Below are 16328 nucleotides of genomic sequence, written 5' to 3'. Positions count from 1 at the left end.
GCTACCGCAATGTGAGCTGGCGGCCGATGAGGCCCTGCTTGGCGCGGCGGGCGTCGGCGTCGAGCGAACCGGTCTCGGCCAGCGTGTCGGCGTAGCGCTTGGCGAAGTCGGCCAGCGGGGCCTCCCAGTCGGCCGCCTCGGCCTCGCCCGGAATGTCCCACACCGGCACCAGCAGGCCGTGCGCCCGGAACATGCCGGCGAACTTGGTCTGCTCGCCCAGCAGCAGCTCCTGCGCGGCCGAGAGGCGCGCCAGCGTGTCGAGCGCGCGGTCCTCGGTGTCGGGGAGCACCCAGCGCACGTGGCCCTTGTCGGGGGCCACCCGGCACCAGTACGCGGCCCGGCCCGCGGCCAGGCGCACGGTCGGGTAGATCGACGCGTTCGCCCGTTCGAGCGACGCCTTCACGGTCGGGTCCTCGGCCTGGTCGGCGTCGAGCCAGTACTCGAAGCCGTCGTGCATCGTGATCTCGAGCGGGCCGTCGACCAGCACGTCCTGCAGCCGCGGGCCCTCGCCCGGCAGGGCCGGCACCGAGACGGTGTCGCCCGGCTCGGTGCGCAGCGCGCTCAGGATGGCCACGGCGAGGTCACGCGAGACGTCGCCCGACTGCACGTGCCGCTGCAGGCCGATGAAGACCCGGCCGTCCTGTCGCGTCATGGCCGGCCAGGCCATGGGCAGCACGGTCGAGAGCGTGATGGGACGGTCCCCGTACTCCTCGATGATCTCGGGCCGGAGGGTGAGGGGAGCGCTGGCCGCGGGCACCAGCTCGCGCAGCGCGATCCACTCCGGTTCGTCGGCCAGGCCCTCGAAGGGCCGGGCCACGAAGATGTCCCGCACCTTCTCGCGCTTGGGTGCGGACGGACGTTGGTTACGACGCTTGCTCACGGCGAGACAGCCTAGGCGCTGGCCGCCCGAATGGGACACTCCGGTTCCCCGTGTCGGGGGATCCTAGGCCCGCGGCAGTCTGACCTCGGCTGTCGTGCCGCCCCCCTCGCGCGGGCGCAGCGACACCCAGCCGTGCTGGCGTTCGACCAGCCTGCGTACGAGGTAGAGCCCCAGGCCGGCCCCGGGGTGATGCCGCCGGTCGCCGCCCTCGGCCTGCCAGTAGCGCTCGAACGCCCGCTCGACGTGTTCGGGCCGGATGCCCGGCCCGCGGTCGGAGAGCCGGAAACGCAGCGTCTCTTCGTCGACGCCGGCGCACAGCTCGATCACCGACTCGGGCGGGGAGTGTTTCTCGGCGTTGGTGGCCAGCTCGGTCAGGATCGTGGCGATCGAATCGCGGTCGCCGAACGCCTTGGGCATCTCACCCGGCAGGTTGTCGAGCACGATGCGGCGGCGCAGGTCGGCCGGCAGTTCCTCGACGGCCCCGCGCAGCGTCTCGGCCAGGTCGAACGGGCCGGCCGGGGAGCCGCCGATCTCGCCGTCCTCGGTGGCTGCGGAAAGCAGGCGATCGACCAGCCGGGCCAGTTCGCCGGCACGCGTGCCGATGACGCGGACGGCCTCGTGCCGGCCGGTGTCGCCGAGCGATTCCCAGTGGTTGGTGAGTGTGTCGGCGTAGCCCTTGATGACGGTGACCGGGGTGCGCAGCTCGTGGCTGGTTACGGCCACCCAGAGGTCGCGGCCCTCTTGGCGGCGGGCCTGCCCGGCGCTGTGCGCGGGGAGGCCCTCACGGGCGGCGTAGAGGCGCCCGGCGTGGCCGGCCAGCAACTCGAGGACGGCGTGGTGCTCGGGGCCGGGCTCGCCGTCGCCGTCGCCGAAATAGACGTGCAGCGAGCCGACGATGGTGTCGCCGACCTCGCAGCGGGCGCCGAGCATGCGCCGGACGTCGCCCCCCTCGACCTGCTTGGCGAACTCGTCGTTGAGCGAGTCGAGCGGGATGAGCAGGGTGCGCCCGTCGCGCAGGCGGCGGTCGGCGCGGTCGACCCGGCGGCCGATGGCCGCGGTGCACACCCCGGTGGCGGCGATGATGCGGCCGTGGTCGGACGCGTACTCGGCGAAGCCGGCGCCCCGGCCGCCCAGCGTCTCTTGAGCGAGGCGGACGACGTGCTGGAGGACGGGCAGCCCGGCTTCACCGGCGTTGATCCGGTCGAGGATCGCGATCTGACCTCGCGTCAGCGCGCTGTAGTCGGGACGGTCCGGCATGTCTGCGAGTCTGCCTCGCTTCTCGACCGCTAGATAGTGACTCACCTCACATGGTGGCGAGGTGGTCGAGGACAAAGCGTGGCCGGTCGGTGATGACGCCGTCGACCCGGTGCTCCAGGACCATGTCGAGATCCGCCTTGTCGTTGACGGTCCACACGTACGCCTGATGCCCGGCCGCCCGGATGGCCGGGATCAGCCCCGGCCGCGACCGGACCAGCGAGACACCCGGCCCCGCGATGCGCGCGCCGAACGGCAGCCGGCCCCGGCCCACCCCGGGCGGCAGCAGCTCGACCAGATAAACGGTCGGAAGGGCCGGCGCCTGGACACGGATGCGGCGCAGCGCGAGCGCGGCGAACGACATCACCGTGACCTGGACGGGTCGTTCCGGCGCCGGGTCGGTCAGGCCGAAGCGCTGGAGCGTCCGGACGAGGCGGCGTTCGACCTCGGCCCCGTACCGGGTGGGGTGTTTGGTCTCGATCAGCAGACGGACGTTCCGGCCGCTGTCGCACACCGCCTGCAGCAGCCGGTCGAGCGTCAGCAGGCGGGAGAGCTCCGGCATCGGCTCGTCGTCCACCGGATAGCGGGGATGCCAGGAGCCGAAGTCGAGCGAGTCGAGCTCGGCCAGGGTTTTGGCGCTGACCTTGCCGCGGCCGTTGCTCGTGCGGTTGAGCCGGCGGTCGTGCACGCAGACCAGGTGGCCGTCGCGGGTGAGCCGGACGTCGCACTCGAGCCCGTCGGCGCCGTCCTCCAGCGCGCGGAGGTAGGCGCCGAGCGTGTGCTCCGGAAGGGCGTCGGCGCCACCACGGTGCGCGAACACCAGGGGACGGTAGCCACGCTCTGTCAGTTCCTGTTGTCCGCCGCGGTCGGGCTCAGCACTCACGGTAGGCGCCCTACAGGACCCGGGCCTGCTGACCGTTTTCGCTTACCACCTCACGACCGGCGGCAGCCCAGGACTGCATGCCGCCGTCCAGGTTGCGCACGTTGTCCCACCCGTTGCCCATGAGGTACGAGACAACCTGGCCCGACCGGCCACCGGACCGGCAGACGACGACGACTTCGACGTCCGCCGGTACCTCGGCCGTGCGGGCCGGGATCTCCATCATCGGCACGTGGTGGGCGCCGGGAGCGTGCCCCGCCGCCCACTCGTCGGGCTCGCGCACGTCGAGCAGATAGATGTCGTCGCCGACCTCGGCGGGGGTCACGCTTGGTACCTGTGGTCCGAACACGACCACCAGGGTACGGCGGTCAGTTGCCGGCCGCCGCGTCCGTCCCCTTCTTGAGGTTGGCCGCCATCCAGGTGTCCATCTCGTCGGCCGCCACCGCCTTGAAGAGCGCGAGCGCCTTCTCCTTGTCCGAGACCACCACGGACTGGCCGTCGATGGTGTCGCTGCCCTTGTTGGGGCTGGTGATGAACGTGAGGTTGTTGCCGCGTACGCCGCGCATCTCGGTGGCCATGTCGGTCAGCGAGAAGTCGTTGTCGACCGTGACCGCCGCCGTGACCGCCTTGAGGAACGAGTTGAGCTTGGCCGGGTTGGTGATCGTGCCGCTGCTCGCCGCCTTGTTCATGAGCGCCTTGAGGAAGTCCTGCTGGTGCTGCATGCGGGCGAAGTCGCCCCGGGCGAACTGCTTGCGCTGACGCACCCAGTCGAGCGCCTCGGCGCCGTTCATGTGCATGGTGCCCTTGGTGAACGTGCGGTACGGCTTGTGGATCGATTTGATCGTCTTCTCCACCTTGAGGTCGACGCCGCCGAGCGCGTCGGTGACCTCCTTGAAGCCACCGAAGTCGATCGCCATCACGTGGTCGACCTTGACGTCGGTGAGGCACTCGACGGTGTGCACGGCGCGCGGCAGGCCACCGAAGGCGAAGGCCGCGTTGATCTTGGCCCGGCTGCCGTCGCCGCACTTCGCCTCGTTGCTGCGCGGAATGACGACCCACAGGTCGCGCGGGATCGAGATGAGCTGGGCGCTCTTGTGGTCCTCGGGGACGTGCATGAGGATCAGCGTGTCGGCGCGCCACTTGCCGGCGCCGTCGTCCTGGGCGTCGGGGTCGCGCGAGTCGCTGCCCACCAGCAGGATGTTCTGCGCGCCCTCGATCGCCTTGGCCGGCCGGTCGGCGTTGATGCCCGAGAAGGCGTCGGTGCGCTTGAGGTCCTTGTCGAGACCCGAGGCGTAGCCGTAGAGCGAGATGCCGGCGATGATCGCGATGATCAGGACGGCCAGGCCGGCCAGCAGGGCGATGCGGCCCCAGCGAGGCTTGGGCCGGCGCCCGCGGTAGGAGTTGCCGCGGCCGGGGCCACCGGGGCCACCAGGACCGCCGGGGCTGCCGCCGTAGCCGCCACCGCCCCCCGGACCACTCCCGCGGGCCGGCCAGTCGTCGCGCTGTGACGACGACGAGCCGCGGTAGGCACCAGAGGGGCGGGCCGACGCCCGGCCCGAAGACGGGACAGAGGCTCGACCGGAACCGGAACCCCCGAGGGGGGACGTGGGCGCTGACATGAAAACAAGGTTACGTACCCCGCGCACGAACTCCCTGCCATCAAACCGACACGGCACGAAGTGGGGAGAACCCCCAGCAGGCAAAATGCGGGGCCGGCGATGGCCGGCCCCGCATGTCGAATTAATGCAGACTTAGTGCGCGCCGTGTCCGGTCAGCGACCGGACCTCCAGCTCGGCGTACTTGGCGCTGTCGTCCTCCTTCGAGATCACGGTGCCGATCCAGCCGCACAGGAAGCCGATCGGGATCGAGATGATGCCCGGGTTGGAGAGCGGGAAGAAGTGCCAGTCGCTGTCCGGGAACATGGCCGTGGCCGAACCCGAGACCACCGGCGAGAAGAACACCAGCACGACCGCGGCGATCAGGCCGCCGTAGATCGACCACAGCGCGCCGGAGGTGTTGAACCGCCGCCAGAACAGGCTGTAGAGGATCGCGGGCAGGTTGGCCGAGGCCGCCACCGCGAAGGCCAGCGCGACCAGGAAGGCCACGTTCAGGCTCTGCGCGAAGATCGACAAGGCGATCGCCACCGCACCGATGACCAGGGCCGAGATGCGGGCGACCCGCACTTCGTCGCGCTCCGAGGCGTCGCCGCGCCGGATCACATTGGCATAGAAGTCGTGCGCCAGGCTGGAGGACGACGCCAGGGTCAGGCCGGCCACCACGGCCAGGATGGTGGCGAACGCGACCGCTGCGATCACGGCCAGCATGACCGCTCCGCCGGTCTCGCCGCCCAGATAGTCGATGCCGAGTGCCTGGGCCAGTTGAGGTGCCGCGGTGTTGCCCGCCTTGTCCTGTGCGGTGATGTTCGTGCTACCCACCAGGGCCGCCGCGCCGAAGCCGAGGGCCAGGGTGAACAGATAGAACGTACCGATGATGCCGATTGCCCAGAGCACGCTCTTGCGGGCGATCTTGCTGGTCGGCACGGTGTAGAACCGGGTCAGGATGTGCGGCAGGCCGGCCGTGCCGAGCACGAGCGCGATGCCCAGTGAGAGCAGGTCCATCTTGCTGTAGAAGGTGGCCGACGCGCTGGCCGACTCGACGCCGTAGCGCAGGCCCGGCTGCAGGAAGGCGTCTCCCTTGCCGGACTGAGCGGCGGCGTCGCCGAGCAGCGCGGACAGGTTGAACTTGTAGTGGGCGAGCACCAGGATCGTCATCAGCAGGGCGCCGGTCATCAGCATGAACGCCTTGACGATCTGGACGTACGTGGTGCCCTTCATGCCGCCGACGATCACATAAATGATCATCAGCGTGCCGACCAGGATGATCGTGGCGACCTTGGCCGTGTCCGCGTCCATACCCAGGAACGTGGTTCCCGGCGCGATGCCGAGCAGCAGGGCAACCAGTGCGCCGGCGCCGACCATCTGAGCGATCAGGTAAAAGATCGAGACCACGATGGTGGAGGCGCTGGCCGCGGTGCGAACCGGGCGCTGACGCATCCGGAAGGCGAGCACGTCGGCCATCGTGTAGCGGCCTGCGTTCCGCAGGTACTCGGCGACCAGCAGCAGCGCGACGAGCCAGGCGACGAGGAACCCGATGGAGTAGAGGAAGCCGTCGTAGCCGTAGAGCGCGATCAGACCGGCGATGCCCAGGAACGACGCCGCCGACATGTAGTCGCCGCCGATGGCCATGCCGTTCTGGAAGCCGGAGAACTGGCGGCCGCCGGCGTAGAAGTCGGTGGCTGTCTTGGTCTGCCGGCTGGCCCAGATCGTGATGGCCAGGGTGATGGCCACGAAAACCAGGAACAGCGTGATCGTGAGACCGCGGGACGTGGAGGTGGAGACCTCGGCGGCCAGGAAGTGAGGCTCCATCAATCCTCGCTCTTCTTGTCAGCGGGGCCGGCGGCGTTCTCCGCCGTCAGCTCGGCCAGGATCTTGTCGGCCAGCGGGTCGATCTTCCGGTCCGCGTAGCGCGAGTAGTACCAGGCGATCAGGAACGTCGTGACGAACTGGAGCAGACCGAAGATCAGGGCAACGTTGATGTTGCCGACGACCTTCGTGCCCATGAAGCCGCGCGCGTAGGCGGAGAGAAGGACGTAGAGCGCATACCAGAGGAAGAACGCGACCGTCATCGGGAAGACGAAACTGCGCGCGGCTCGACGCAGCCGGCCGAATTCCTCGGAATCTTGGACGGCCCGGTACCTCTCGGTGGAGGACGAGGGCACTTCGGTTGTCACCGGAGTTCACCACCTTCGGGGTGGAGCGGACTTTCCGGCAACGTACGAACACCGGAGGCTGCCCGAGGGCATCCGGTCGGCCCGTGCGCCGAGTGGCGGTCTGACTGCGCTGAGCGGAGCGCTGCCAGTGTGAAGATCAGCCGCCGAGCTCGTGATATCGACCGCGATAGTGGATGAGCGGGTACGGCGAGGGCCCGGCCTCGACCTTCTCGATGACCGCTTCGACCAGAAGTGCCCAGCCCAGCACCCGGGACGACTCGAGCCGGCAGCCGGCCCACGTGTCGCTACCGGCCGGCACCGGCCCGTAGTCGGTGTCGGTCCAGGTGTCACCGGCGAACAGCCCGCCCGGCGCGGGCATCAGCCCGGCGAACCGGTCGGCCAGTTGCCGGTCGCCCGGCGAGAGGGTGACCACCGCGAACCGGCCGCTGGTCTCGAGCGCCTCCCAGAAGTCGCTCTCGTCGTCGATCAGCCCCAGCACCCGCCCCGGGTCGCCGTCGGCGACCAGGGTGGACGACACGGTGAGCCCGGCCGGCCCGGCCGTGGTCCAGAGTGTGACCGGGGCGGCCAGCCGCCCACGCAGCCGCCGTACGGCCGACTTGTCCTCGTCCGGGGTGGCGAAGGGATCGGTGGAGTGGATTGTCACCCGGCCATTCTCGCTTTCCCGGCCCCACCGGTGTCGCGATCCGGCGCTGTCAACGGCCAGGGGTGACCGCGGCCAGCACCTCGGGCATGCGCCGGTCGAGCGATTCGCCCGCGACCCCCGAACCGATCAGGTAGGCCGCGCAGCCGAAGGCCACCCCCACGGGCAGCCCGATCCACAACCACACGTCGCCGAGCAGGAACGCCAGGATCTGCAGCGGCGCCGTGGCGACGAGGATGCCGAGCATGACCCCGACCGTGAGCAGACCCTTGGCCATCCCGCCGCCCGACGACATGGCGAACGGGCTGGTCGACGGGGGCAGGGCGAAGGCGGCCCGCACCGACACCGGCAGCACCAGGCCGAGGCCGGCGCCGTAGGTGGCGATCATCAGGCCGAGGTCGCCCGGAATGTGCTCGGGCCGGCCGCCGGTCGCCCCCGCGGCGATGGCGATGAGCAGCAGGAGCGGCAGCACCAAGGTGGCGTGCGCGGCCGCCCGCGAATGGATCTCGGTGCGGCCCGGCACTCCGATGATCATGTTGGCGGCGTACGCGTTGCCCTCGTACCCGAACTGGTTGGCCAGCGCGAGCACCGCCAGCAGCCCCACGAACGCGGCCGCCGGACCGCCCGAGCCGCCGTTCAGCGTGATCGAGAGGGGCAGGAAGAAGCCGGCCACCGTGAAGGTGATCAGCGCCGCCCGCCGCCGGGTCTCGCGCCACCAGTACCGGGTCTCGCGGGCCACCAGCGCGCCGAAGCGGGTGCGGGGCAGCCGCCGTCCGAGCAGCAGACCGGTCGGCGAGCCGACATCCCCGGTGCGGCCGGACGACCCGTTCGAGGCGGCGCCGACCATCGCGCCCTCGAGGGTCGCGCTCCACCACCAGAGCAGGCCGGCCAGAGAGCCGGCGACGATCAGGAGCTTCAGCGGTACGGCCCAGAGACGCCCGTCGGCGACGTCGAGGCCCACGGACCAGCCGGCAGCGAACGGCGTCCAGCCCAGCACATCACCCAGCACCGCGAACGCGTCCCAGTCGGCGCGCTCGGCCCCGGCCAGCAGCGCCAGTTGCAGCGGCCCGAGCAGTGCCGCCACCACGGCGAACAGCACCACGGCCAGGTCGCGCGAGCGGCGCGACCGCAGGCCGGTGGCGAACGCGCTGGTCACCGCGCGGCTCAGCGCGACGCAGAGCAGCAGTCCCCCGACCACGCCCGCCAGTTCCGCGAAAGCCGCGCCGGAGCCGCCGAGGGCAGCCGCCGTGCTGACCATGCCGAGCGTGGCGGCCAGTGTGGACAGAGCGGGCAACCCGGCCAGCGCCGCGACGAACATGCCGAGGATCAGCGTGCGGCGGCGCAGCGGGAGCAGCGCGAAGCGGGCCGGGTCGAGCGACTCGTCGACCCCGAAGAACAGCAGCGGGAGCACCACCCAGCCCAGCACCAGCAGGGAACCGCCGAGCTGGAGCAGCATGCCGGCGGCCCGCTCGTCGCCGACCACGCCGGGCACCGCGAACAGTGCGTAACCGCCGATCGCGAACAGGCCGGCCATGACCACACCCAGGACGAACAGCACGATCCGGGCCGGGCGGCCGCGCAGACCGCCCGCGATCAGGCGCAGCTTGAGCTTGACGAACGGCCAGGGCGAGACCGGCGGCCGCTGTGGGATGGTCAGAGCCACGCGAGCTCCGAGCCGGTGCTTGTGCGACCCCCGACAACCTGCACGAAGACCTCCTCGAGGGAGCGGTCGCCGCGCACCGAGGCGAGTGTGCCGTGCCGCCGCAGCACGCCGTCCGAGATGATCGCGACGTGCGAGCAGAGGCGCTCGACGACCTCCATCACGTGGCTCGAGAAGATGACCGTGCCGCCGCCGGCGACGTAGCGCTGGAGGATCTCGCGGATGCGGGCGGCCGAGACCGGGTCTACCGCCTCGAACGGCTCGTCGAGCACCAGCAGCCGCGGCGCGTGCAGCAGCGCGCAGGCCAGGCCGATCTTCTTGCGCATGCCGGCCGAGTAGTCGACGACCAGGGTGCGGTTGCCGGTGCCGAGTTCCAGCACGTCGAGCAGTTCCCGGGAGCGCTGGTCGACCGTGGCGGCGTCCATGCCGCGCAGCAGGCCGTGATAGGCCAGGAGCTCGGGGCCGGTGAGACGGTCGAAGAGGCGTACGCCGTCGGGAAGCACGCCGAGGCGGGCCTTGGCCGCGGCCGGGTCGGCCCAGACGTCGTACCCCAGAAGGAAGGCGCGACCAGCGTCGGGCCGCAGGAGGCCGACGGCCATGGACAGCGTCGTGGTCTTGCCGGCGCCGTTGGGGCCGAGCAGGCCGTAGAACGAGCCCGCGGGCACCTCGAGATCGACCGCCGAGACCGCGAGCTTGGTGTCGAATCGCTTGATCAGGCCGTGCAGCGACATCGCCGCGGCCTGTTCCCCCTCGCGTGGCGCCGGCACCGTCATGGGTCCGAACCTAGTCAATGCCGTCGGTCCTGACCAGCGGCTTCAGACCCGCAGGCTCTCCGGCGCGTGCAGCCTGAGCATGGTCGCGCCGATGTCGCGCGGAACCCGCCGGCTGGTCAGCAACGAACCGGCGATCATCACCAGGAACGCCAGCGGCACGGTCCAGGCGGCGGGCTGCCCGATGGCGTCGGCGAGCCAGCCGTCGAGCGGCGGCCCGAGCACGGTGATCAGCACGGCCGCCATCGAGGCGCCGCCCCCGGCCAGGACGCCGGCGATCGCGCCGACGTCGGTCAGCCGTCGCCACCAGATGCCCAGTACCAGCAGCGGGCAGAAGCTCGAGGCGGCCACCGCGAACGCCAGGCCGACCACCCGCGAGACGTCCATGTTGGAGACATAGAGCGAGAGCAGCACCGGCACCGATGCGGCGAGCACGGTGGCCAGCCGGAAGTCGCGGATCGAGCCGCTGCGGCCGGCTCGCAGCACGTCGGTGAAGACCACTCCGGCGACGCTGGTGAGCAGGCCGGACGAGGTGGAGAGGAAGGCGGCCAGCGCACCCGCGGTGACCAGTGCGCCGAGCAGCCGGCCGAGGTGGCCGCCGCCGAGTGCCGCTTCGGGCAGGAGCAGGACGACGGCGTCGGTGCGACCGGTCATCAGCAGTTGCGGTGTGTAGATGCGGCCGAGCACGCCGTACAGGGTCGGTAACAGATAAAAGGCGCCAACCAGACCAAGAACCACCAGAGTCGTGCGCCGGGCCGAGGCTCCGTCCGGATTCGTGTAGAAGCGGACGAGCACGTGGGGCAGGCCCATCGTGCCCAGGAAGGTCGCCAGGATCAGCGAATACGTGGCGAACAGGCTGCCGTCGCCGCCGGGAAGCAGCCAGTCGACGCCGAAGCGCGCGTCGACCGTGCTCACCGCGGGCACCGGGTCGCCCGCGTCGAAGCTGAGCTGCTGACCCTTCTCGACCGGGACACCGCCGACGGTCGCGTCCTGCTCGATCACCACGCTGGTGGCGACCGGGAAGGTCGCGCCGGCCTCGGGGGTGACCAGCGGGCGGCCGTCGGACTGCCACTGGAGGGCCAAGAAGATCACCGGCACGGCGAGGGCGGTCAGCTTCAGCCAGTACTGGAAGGCCTGCACGAAGGTGATCGCCCGCATGCCGCCCAGGGCCACGTTCGCGGTGACCACGACGCCGACCAGCAGGGCGCCCCACGCGTACGAGCCGCCGGCGACCGTGGTGAAGGTGAGGCCGGCCCCCTGCAACTGCGGCACGAGGTAGAGGCAGCCGATGAAGACGACGAAGATGCTGGCCAACCGGCGCAACGTGGGCGAGCCGAGGCGTACCTGGCAGAAGTCGGGCAATGTGAAGGCGCCCGACCGGCGCAGCGGCGCGGCCACGAACAGCAGCAAGGCGAGGTAGCCGGCGGCGAAACCGACCGGGTACCAGAGCACGTCGACGCCGTACCGCAGGATGAGCCCGGCGACCCCCAGGAACGACGCCGCCGACAGGTATTCGCCGCTGATCGCCGCGGCGTTCCAGGCCGGGCTCACGGACCGCGACGCGACCAGGAAGTCCGAGGTCGTGCGGGCGAAACGCAGGCCGTAGACGCCGATGCCGACGGTCACCAGGATCACGACGATCAGACCCGGGACGAGGTACGGATTCACTGCTCGGGCCTGCGGATCAACGCGATGAAGTCCTGCTCGTTGCGTTCCGCCCAGCGCACGTAGGCCCAGCCCACGCTGATCAGGAACGGGAACGACAGGACGCCGAGCAGCAGCCAGGGCAGATAGACGCCGAAGACCTTGACGCCGGCCACACCCGGGGCCACCGCGAACAGCAGCGGCAGGGCCCCGAGGGCGATCACCACCACCAGCGCCAGCCGCAGCGCCAGCGCCAGCTGGGCCCGCATCAGCCCCTTGACCAGCGCCTCGCCGACCGGCGTCTGTTCCGCGAGGTCGGAACGGGCGCGGTCGGCGGGGCGCCTGCGGGCTGCCACCTCACCCAGGACCACCCGCGTACGCCGGGGAGCGGCGCTCGGGTCTTCGGCGGTCATGCCGGGGAGTCTGGCAGCCGGCCCTGCTCAGCACCAGCCTTGCCCGCTGCCCACCTGGCCGTTGATCAGCGAGCGGGCTCGGGCGCTCCCCAGGTTCCAGGTGCGCCAGTCGCCGGGCCGCAGATCGTCGCTGATCGCCCGCAGCACGCAGGCGCGCTGCTCGGGCGGCAGCTTCATCAGCGCGGGCACCGCGTCCGGCGACAGGTTGCCCAGGTAGACCAGGTCGATCGGCTGGTTGTTGTGCCGCAGGTTGCGCTCGGCGATCACCCCGTCCGGATTGGCCACGGCCAGGCCGATCAGGGCCAGGACACCGGCCGCGATCGCGACCCGGGGCAGCCACGGCGCCCGCAGGTTCCGGCCGGCGACGAGGATCAGCACCAGCACGAAGACGAACCAGAGCTCGCACCAGAAGACCAGCAGGCGCAGGCGGGTCAGGCCGTACTCGTCGGTGTAGAGATTGATGCGGTGCAGCGCGGTCGCCGCGATGACCAGGGTGAGGCCGGTCAGCACGCCCAGGATCAGCCGGATCAGCAGCCGGTCGGCGGGCTTCTCGCGCGGGGCCCAGCGGGCGGCGCCGGCCAGCACGAGCAGGGTCAGGCCGACGACGAAACTCAGCTGCCAGAAACCCTGCCGGGCCTCGTCGGCGAAGGCGCGTACGGGCTCGTCGCCGTCGAACAGAACGACGGCCTGCACGCTGACGAACGCCCCGAAGAGCAGCGTCAGCAGGCCGAGCGGGACGGCCCACTCCCAGCGGTGCACCTTGCGGCCCTCCGTCGCGTCCAGTGTGGAGAGGTCGGGCGGCGCGGAGCGGAGGTAGGCGGCGGCGCCGGCCGAGAGAACGGCGAGACCGCCGACGAAGAACCACCGGAAGACCGTGTCGATCCCCAGGTCGGGGACGAGGCTTTCGAGCGCCGACGCGAAGTGCAGGTCGGCCGAGGCCAGCAGCCCGCCGAACGCCACGAGCAGGACGACGGAGACGCCGGCGGTGGCCGCTATGCGTACCCCGGCGCCCCCGGCCGGCCGGTTGATGCGGGTCAGGCCGCGGGTCAGCCACGGCAGCGAACGGAAGGCGGCGACGAACGGCATCGTGTACGCGGCGAAGATGCTGCGCATCGACCGGCCACCGGCCAGGGCCAGCGCGCCGGTCAACGTGGCCACCAGCAGGCAGAGCACGAACAGCCAGCCGGCCGAGCGGAAAGTGCCCACGGCGAACAGAGCCAGGGTCGCGGTGCCCCAGGCGACCCGCTCCGGGCCGGGGCGGTAGCGGGGGCGGACGACCAACGGCGGCGGGCCGCCCTTCAGTTGCACCGGGCCGGCGACGATCGCGGCGGCCAGTCCGGCCAGCGCGGTCAGCAGCCACCCGACGCCCGGCCGGTCGAGCGGCAGGCTCAGGGCGGCGACGACGGCAGCCCCCGCGACTGCCGCTACGGTCAGGGCCGACGCCGGGTGGACCGGGCCGGGCCAGTGCCTCGCCCAGGGCGCGGTCGACGGCCAGGGGCCGTGCAGGACAGGCAGCGGCTTCGTCTGCGGAGCGGGCGTGGTTGGCGGTGCCAGAGACATCGGAACACCTTCCGGAGGGCAGAGTTCTGCCTTGAAGAGGGGAATTGCGTTGATCAGACTTTGGTGAGTGGCAGGGCCACGTGGATCAGACAGCCCGGGTGCTCGGGGTCGACGGCCGCGATCGTTCCTCGGTGCAGTTGCACCACCCAGCGGGCGATAGCCAGGCCGAGGCCGGTGCCGCCGCCACCGGGACGCTCGCCCCGGGTGAACCGCTCGAACACACGGTCGCGTTCGTCCGGCGGGATGCCCTCGCCCTCGTCGGAGACGGCGATGAGCAGACGGTCGTCGCGGCGCTCGGCGCGCACCCCGACCGTGCCACCGGCCGGGCTGTGCCGGGCGGCGTTGTCGAGCAGGTTGGCGAACACCTGGTGCAGCCGCTCCCGGTCGCCGATGACGACGACGTGCGGGCAGGCGACCTTGAAACGGACGTCCCGCCCCGAACCGGCCGCGTTGACCTCGGCCTCGCGGACGACATCGTCCAGGAAGGACGGCACGTCGATCGGCCGCCGGATCAGCGGGGCGACCCCGGCGTCGATGCGGGACAGGTCGAGCAACTCGGTGACCAGCCGGCCGAGGCGCTCGGTCTGGCCGAGGGCGGTCTGCATCATCGCCGGTTCGGCCGCCGCCACCCCGTCGACGATGTTCTCGAGCAGGCCTTGGAGCGCGGTGATCGGCGTACGCAACTCGTGCGAGACGTTCGCGATGAGCTCGCGCCGCTGCCGGTCGGCCGCGGCCAGATCGGCCGACATCTGGTTGAACGCGGCCGCGAGCTCGCCCACCTCGTCGGCCGAGGTCGCCCGGATCCGCCGCGTGTAGTCGCCCTGGGCCATGTCGCGGGCGGCCGCGGTCATCTCGCGCAGCGGCGAGGTCATGCCCCGGGCCAGGAACTGGACGATGGTCACGCCGATGACGGTCGCGGTGACTCCGGTCCAGAACGGGAACCATCCCAGCCACAGGTAGAACCAGATCAGCCCGCTGCCCCCGCCGGCCAGCAGCACCATGATGATCTTCATCTTGATCGACCGGACCGGGTCGAGCGGCCGCGGCAGCCAGGCCAGCGCCCGGGCGAGGCGCTCCTTCACCGCTCGACCTCCAGGGCGTAACCCACACCGTGCACGGTGCGGATCAGGTCGGCCCCGAGCTTGCGTCGCAGCCCCTTGATGTGGCTGTCAACCGTGCGGGTGCCGGAGGCGTCGGCCCACCCCCAGACGTCGGCCAGCAGCCTTTCCCTCGGCAGAACTGTCCTCGGGTGCGCTGCGAGATGGACGAGCAGATCGAACTCGGTCGGCGTCAGATGAGCCTCGACCCCGGCCCGTACGACCCGGCGTTCGCCTTGATTGATCTCCAGGTCCCCGAACCTCAGCGTGGGCGGCCCCGCCGGAACAACGGCGACCTTGGCCGCCCGCCGCAGCAGCGCGTGCACCCGCGCGGCCAGCTCGCGCATGGAGAACGGCTTGACCATGTAATCGTCGGCGCCCACCGCGAGCCCCACCAGCAGGTCGGTCTCGTCGTCGCGGGCGGTGAGCATGAGGATCGGAACGGGCCGCTCGGCCTGGATGCGTCGGCACACCTCGAGCCCGTCGAACCCCGGCAGCATCACATCGAGCACCACGGCGTCCGGTTGCGTACGCCGAGCCGCCTCCACCGCCGCCGGCCCGTCCCCCGCCACCTCGACGGTGAACCCTTCGGCCCGAAGCCGGGCCGCCACCGCCTCAGCGATGGTCCGCTCATCCTCAACGACAAGAACGCGCCGCTCCGTCTCCACGCCACACCTCCGCCCACCGATCAAACCCGGACCCGGAACGTGACCCGGCGCACCCCCGTGCCCACCGACCCACGTGCCGCAGCCTATTGACCAGTGGTGCCGCCCCGGCGCTGACTTTGTGAACGAGTTGTGGAGATCGAGATCCAGGCGGACTACTTGCCCTCGTTGAACGGGTAGCGCTCGATCGCCACCCCGGCCTGGACGGCCTCGGTGATCTCCGCGCCGAGCAGGTTCCGGGCGGTGTCGGACCACGGCGGGCGGGGGTCGCTGCGGGTCTTCCTCCAGATCGCGTCCGCGTTCTCGGTGGCCGTCGGCACGTCGGGCATACCGGCTCTGAGCTCGGCCTTCACGGCGGCCCGGATCTCGGCGGCGATCCACTTCTTGTCGTCTGCGGTGAGTGCCACGGGGATGTCCTCCAGATGCCAGGAAGCCGTCGAAGCTTCGCGGGCCGATGTGTACGAGGAAGAAAAGTGCGCATGTTGGTCATGCGCGTTGGAGCCGGTGTAGTTCCGCTGCCGCCAGCTGTTGCTGGCCGACCAGATGCGCCGGTTGAAGATGATGTAGCGCAGCCGCTTCTCCGCGCCCGAGCGGCACCGGGTCAGCAGGAACTGCACGACCTTCTCCATCGACAGCCCCGGCACCCGCAGGTTCACGTCGACGTCGATGGCGTGCACCTCGTTGACCCGGTCGGCGTCGCGGATCGGGACGTTGCCGGTCTCGTCGGGGTTGTGATCCGACTGGCTGTCCTGGTGTGCCGCGTCGCCGATCGAACCGTCACTGGCCTTGTCACGGCTGGGCGCGATCGCGTTGAACTCGGAGCGCAGCCTCACCAGGCAGGGAACCAGAATCCAGCTGGCCATCCGGCCTCCTGTTCGCCGGAGCCGGACCATCCGGCACCAGAGCATCGACACCTGCGAGCCGGCTCACCACGACGTTCCTGGCGGCTCCGCGATCTGCTCGCCGGGTACTCCAAAATAGTCCGTCGATTCGTTCAGGCAGAAACCCAGAGGGTGTGACCGGCCTGCCGGTGGCCGGGTTCTGGATGGTCACCGGGAGCGGGAATCCGGGTTGC

Annotated in this window: 16 protein-coding genes; all 16 read right to left on the bottom strand. The window is 71.0% G+C overall.

Annotated features, from left to right (window positions below; all coding sequences use genetic code 11):
• Window position 1 precedes the first annotated feature (1 nt).
• A complete protein-coding gene (locus KXC43_RS35210) occupies window positions 2-880 on the bottom strand; it encodes a DUF5926 family protein (protein WP_221380536.1) in 879 nt (292 codons plus the stop codon).
• Between the two features lie 63 nt (window positions 881-943).
• The gene (locus KXC43_RS35205; RefSeq protein WP_221380535.1) at window positions 944-2137 is read right to left on the bottom strand and encodes a sensor histidine kinase; all 1194 of its coding nucleotides are present in this window, start codon (window positions 2135-2137) and stop codon (window positions 944-946) included.
• Between the two features lie 46 nt (window positions 2138-2183).
• Window positions 2184-2954, bottom strand: coding sequence for a glycerophosphodiester phosphodiesterase (locus tag KXC43_RS35200; protein ID WP_438870932.1), 771 nt, complete (start codon window positions 2952-2954; stop codon window positions 2184-2186).
• Window positions 2955-3027: 73 nt separating this feature from the next.
• Window positions 3028-3363, bottom strand: coding sequence for a rhodanese-like domain-containing protein (locus KXC43_RS35195; RefSeq protein ID WP_221380534.1), 336 nt, complete (start codon window positions 3361-3363; stop codon window positions 3028-3030).
• Window positions 3364-3382: 19 nt separating this feature from the next.
• Window positions 3383-4633, bottom strand: a complete 1251-nt coding sequence (locus KXC43_RS35190) for an LCP family protein (protein WP_221380533.1) — start codon at window positions 4631-4633, stop codon at window positions 3383-3385.
• A 132-nt stretch (window positions 4634-4765) separates the two neighbouring features.
• A complete protein-coding gene (locus tag KXC43_RS35185) occupies window positions 4766-6439 on the bottom strand; it encodes a monocarboxylic acid transporter (RefSeq protein ID WP_221380532.1) in 1674 nt (557 codons plus the stop codon).
• Window positions 6439-6804 (bottom strand): DUF485 domain-containing protein, encoded by a 366-nt coding sequence (locus KXC43_RS35180; protein ID WP_221380531.1) that lies wholly within the window; start codon window positions 6802-6804, stop codon window positions 6439-6441. Before KXC43_RS35180 ends, KXC43_RS35185 begins: the two co-directional genes overlap by 1 nt.
• Before the next feature lie 136 nt (window positions 6805-6940).
• On the bottom strand, window positions 6941-7447 hold the full coding sequence (locus KXC43_RS35175) for a flavin reductase family protein (protein WP_221380530.1): 507 nt from the start codon (window positions 7445-7447) through the stop codon (window positions 6941-6943).
• A gap of 49 nt (window positions 7448-7496) precedes the next feature.
• A complete protein-coding gene (locus KXC43_RS35170) occupies window positions 7497-9107 on the bottom strand; it encodes an ABC transporter permease (protein WP_221380529.1) in 1611 nt (536 codons plus the stop codon).
• A complete protein-coding gene (locus KXC43_RS35165; protein WP_221380528.1) occupies window positions 9098-9877 on the bottom strand; it encodes an ABC transporter ATP-binding protein in 780 nt (259 codons plus the stop codon). Before KXC43_RS35165 ends, KXC43_RS35170 begins: the two co-directional genes overlap by 10 nt.
• A gap of 42 nt (window positions 9878-9919) precedes the next feature.
• Window positions 9920-11542, bottom strand: coding sequence for a sodium/solute symporter (locus tag KXC43_RS35160; RefSeq protein ID WP_221380527.1), 1623 nt, complete (start codon window positions 11540-11542; stop codon window positions 9920-9922).
• Window positions 11539-11931 carry a DUF485 domain-containing protein gene (locus KXC43_RS35155; protein WP_221380526.1) on the bottom strand — a complete coding sequence of 131 codons (393 nt, stop codon included), beginning with the start codon at window positions 11929-11931 and terminating at the stop codon, window positions 11539-11541. Before KXC43_RS35155 ends, KXC43_RS35160 begins: the two co-directional genes overlap by 4 nt.
• A 27-nt stretch (window positions 11932-11958) precedes the next feature.
• Window positions 11959-13491: a DUF4153 domain-containing protein gene (locus KXC43_RS35150; protein ID WP_221380525.1), complete on the bottom strand. Its 1533-nt coding sequence runs from the start codon at window positions 13489-13491 to the stop codon at window positions 11959-11961.
• Between the two features lie 53 nt (window positions 13492-13544).
• A complete protein-coding gene (locus KXC43_RS35145; RefSeq protein WP_221380605.1) occupies window positions 13545-14504 on the bottom strand; it encodes a HAMP domain-containing sensor histidine kinase in 960 nt (319 codons plus the stop codon).
• A 65-nt stretch (window positions 14505-14569) separates the two neighbouring features.
• Window positions 14570-15256 (bottom strand): response regulator transcription factor, encoded by a 687-nt coding sequence (locus KXC43_RS35140; RefSeq protein ID WP_221380524.1) that lies wholly within the window; start codon window positions 15254-15256, stop codon window positions 14570-14572.
• 152 nt (window positions 15257-15408) lie between these two features.
• Complete coding sequence (locus KXC43_RS35135; RefSeq protein WP_221380523.1) at window positions 15409-16116, bottom strand: hypothetical protein; 708 nt, start codon at window positions 16114-16116, stop codon at window positions 15409-15411.
• Window positions 16117-16328: the final 212 nt, after the last annotated feature.

Origin of the sequence: Paractinoplanes polyasparticus (assembly GCF_019710575.1) — a bacterium.
Classification (GTDB): domain Bacteria; phylum Actinomycetota; class Actinomycetes; order Mycobacteriales; family Micromonosporaceae; genus Actinoplanes; species Actinoplanes polyasparticus.
Note: the sequence above shows the minus strand (reverse complement) of the source record. Positions and strands in the feature narration are given on the sequence as shown.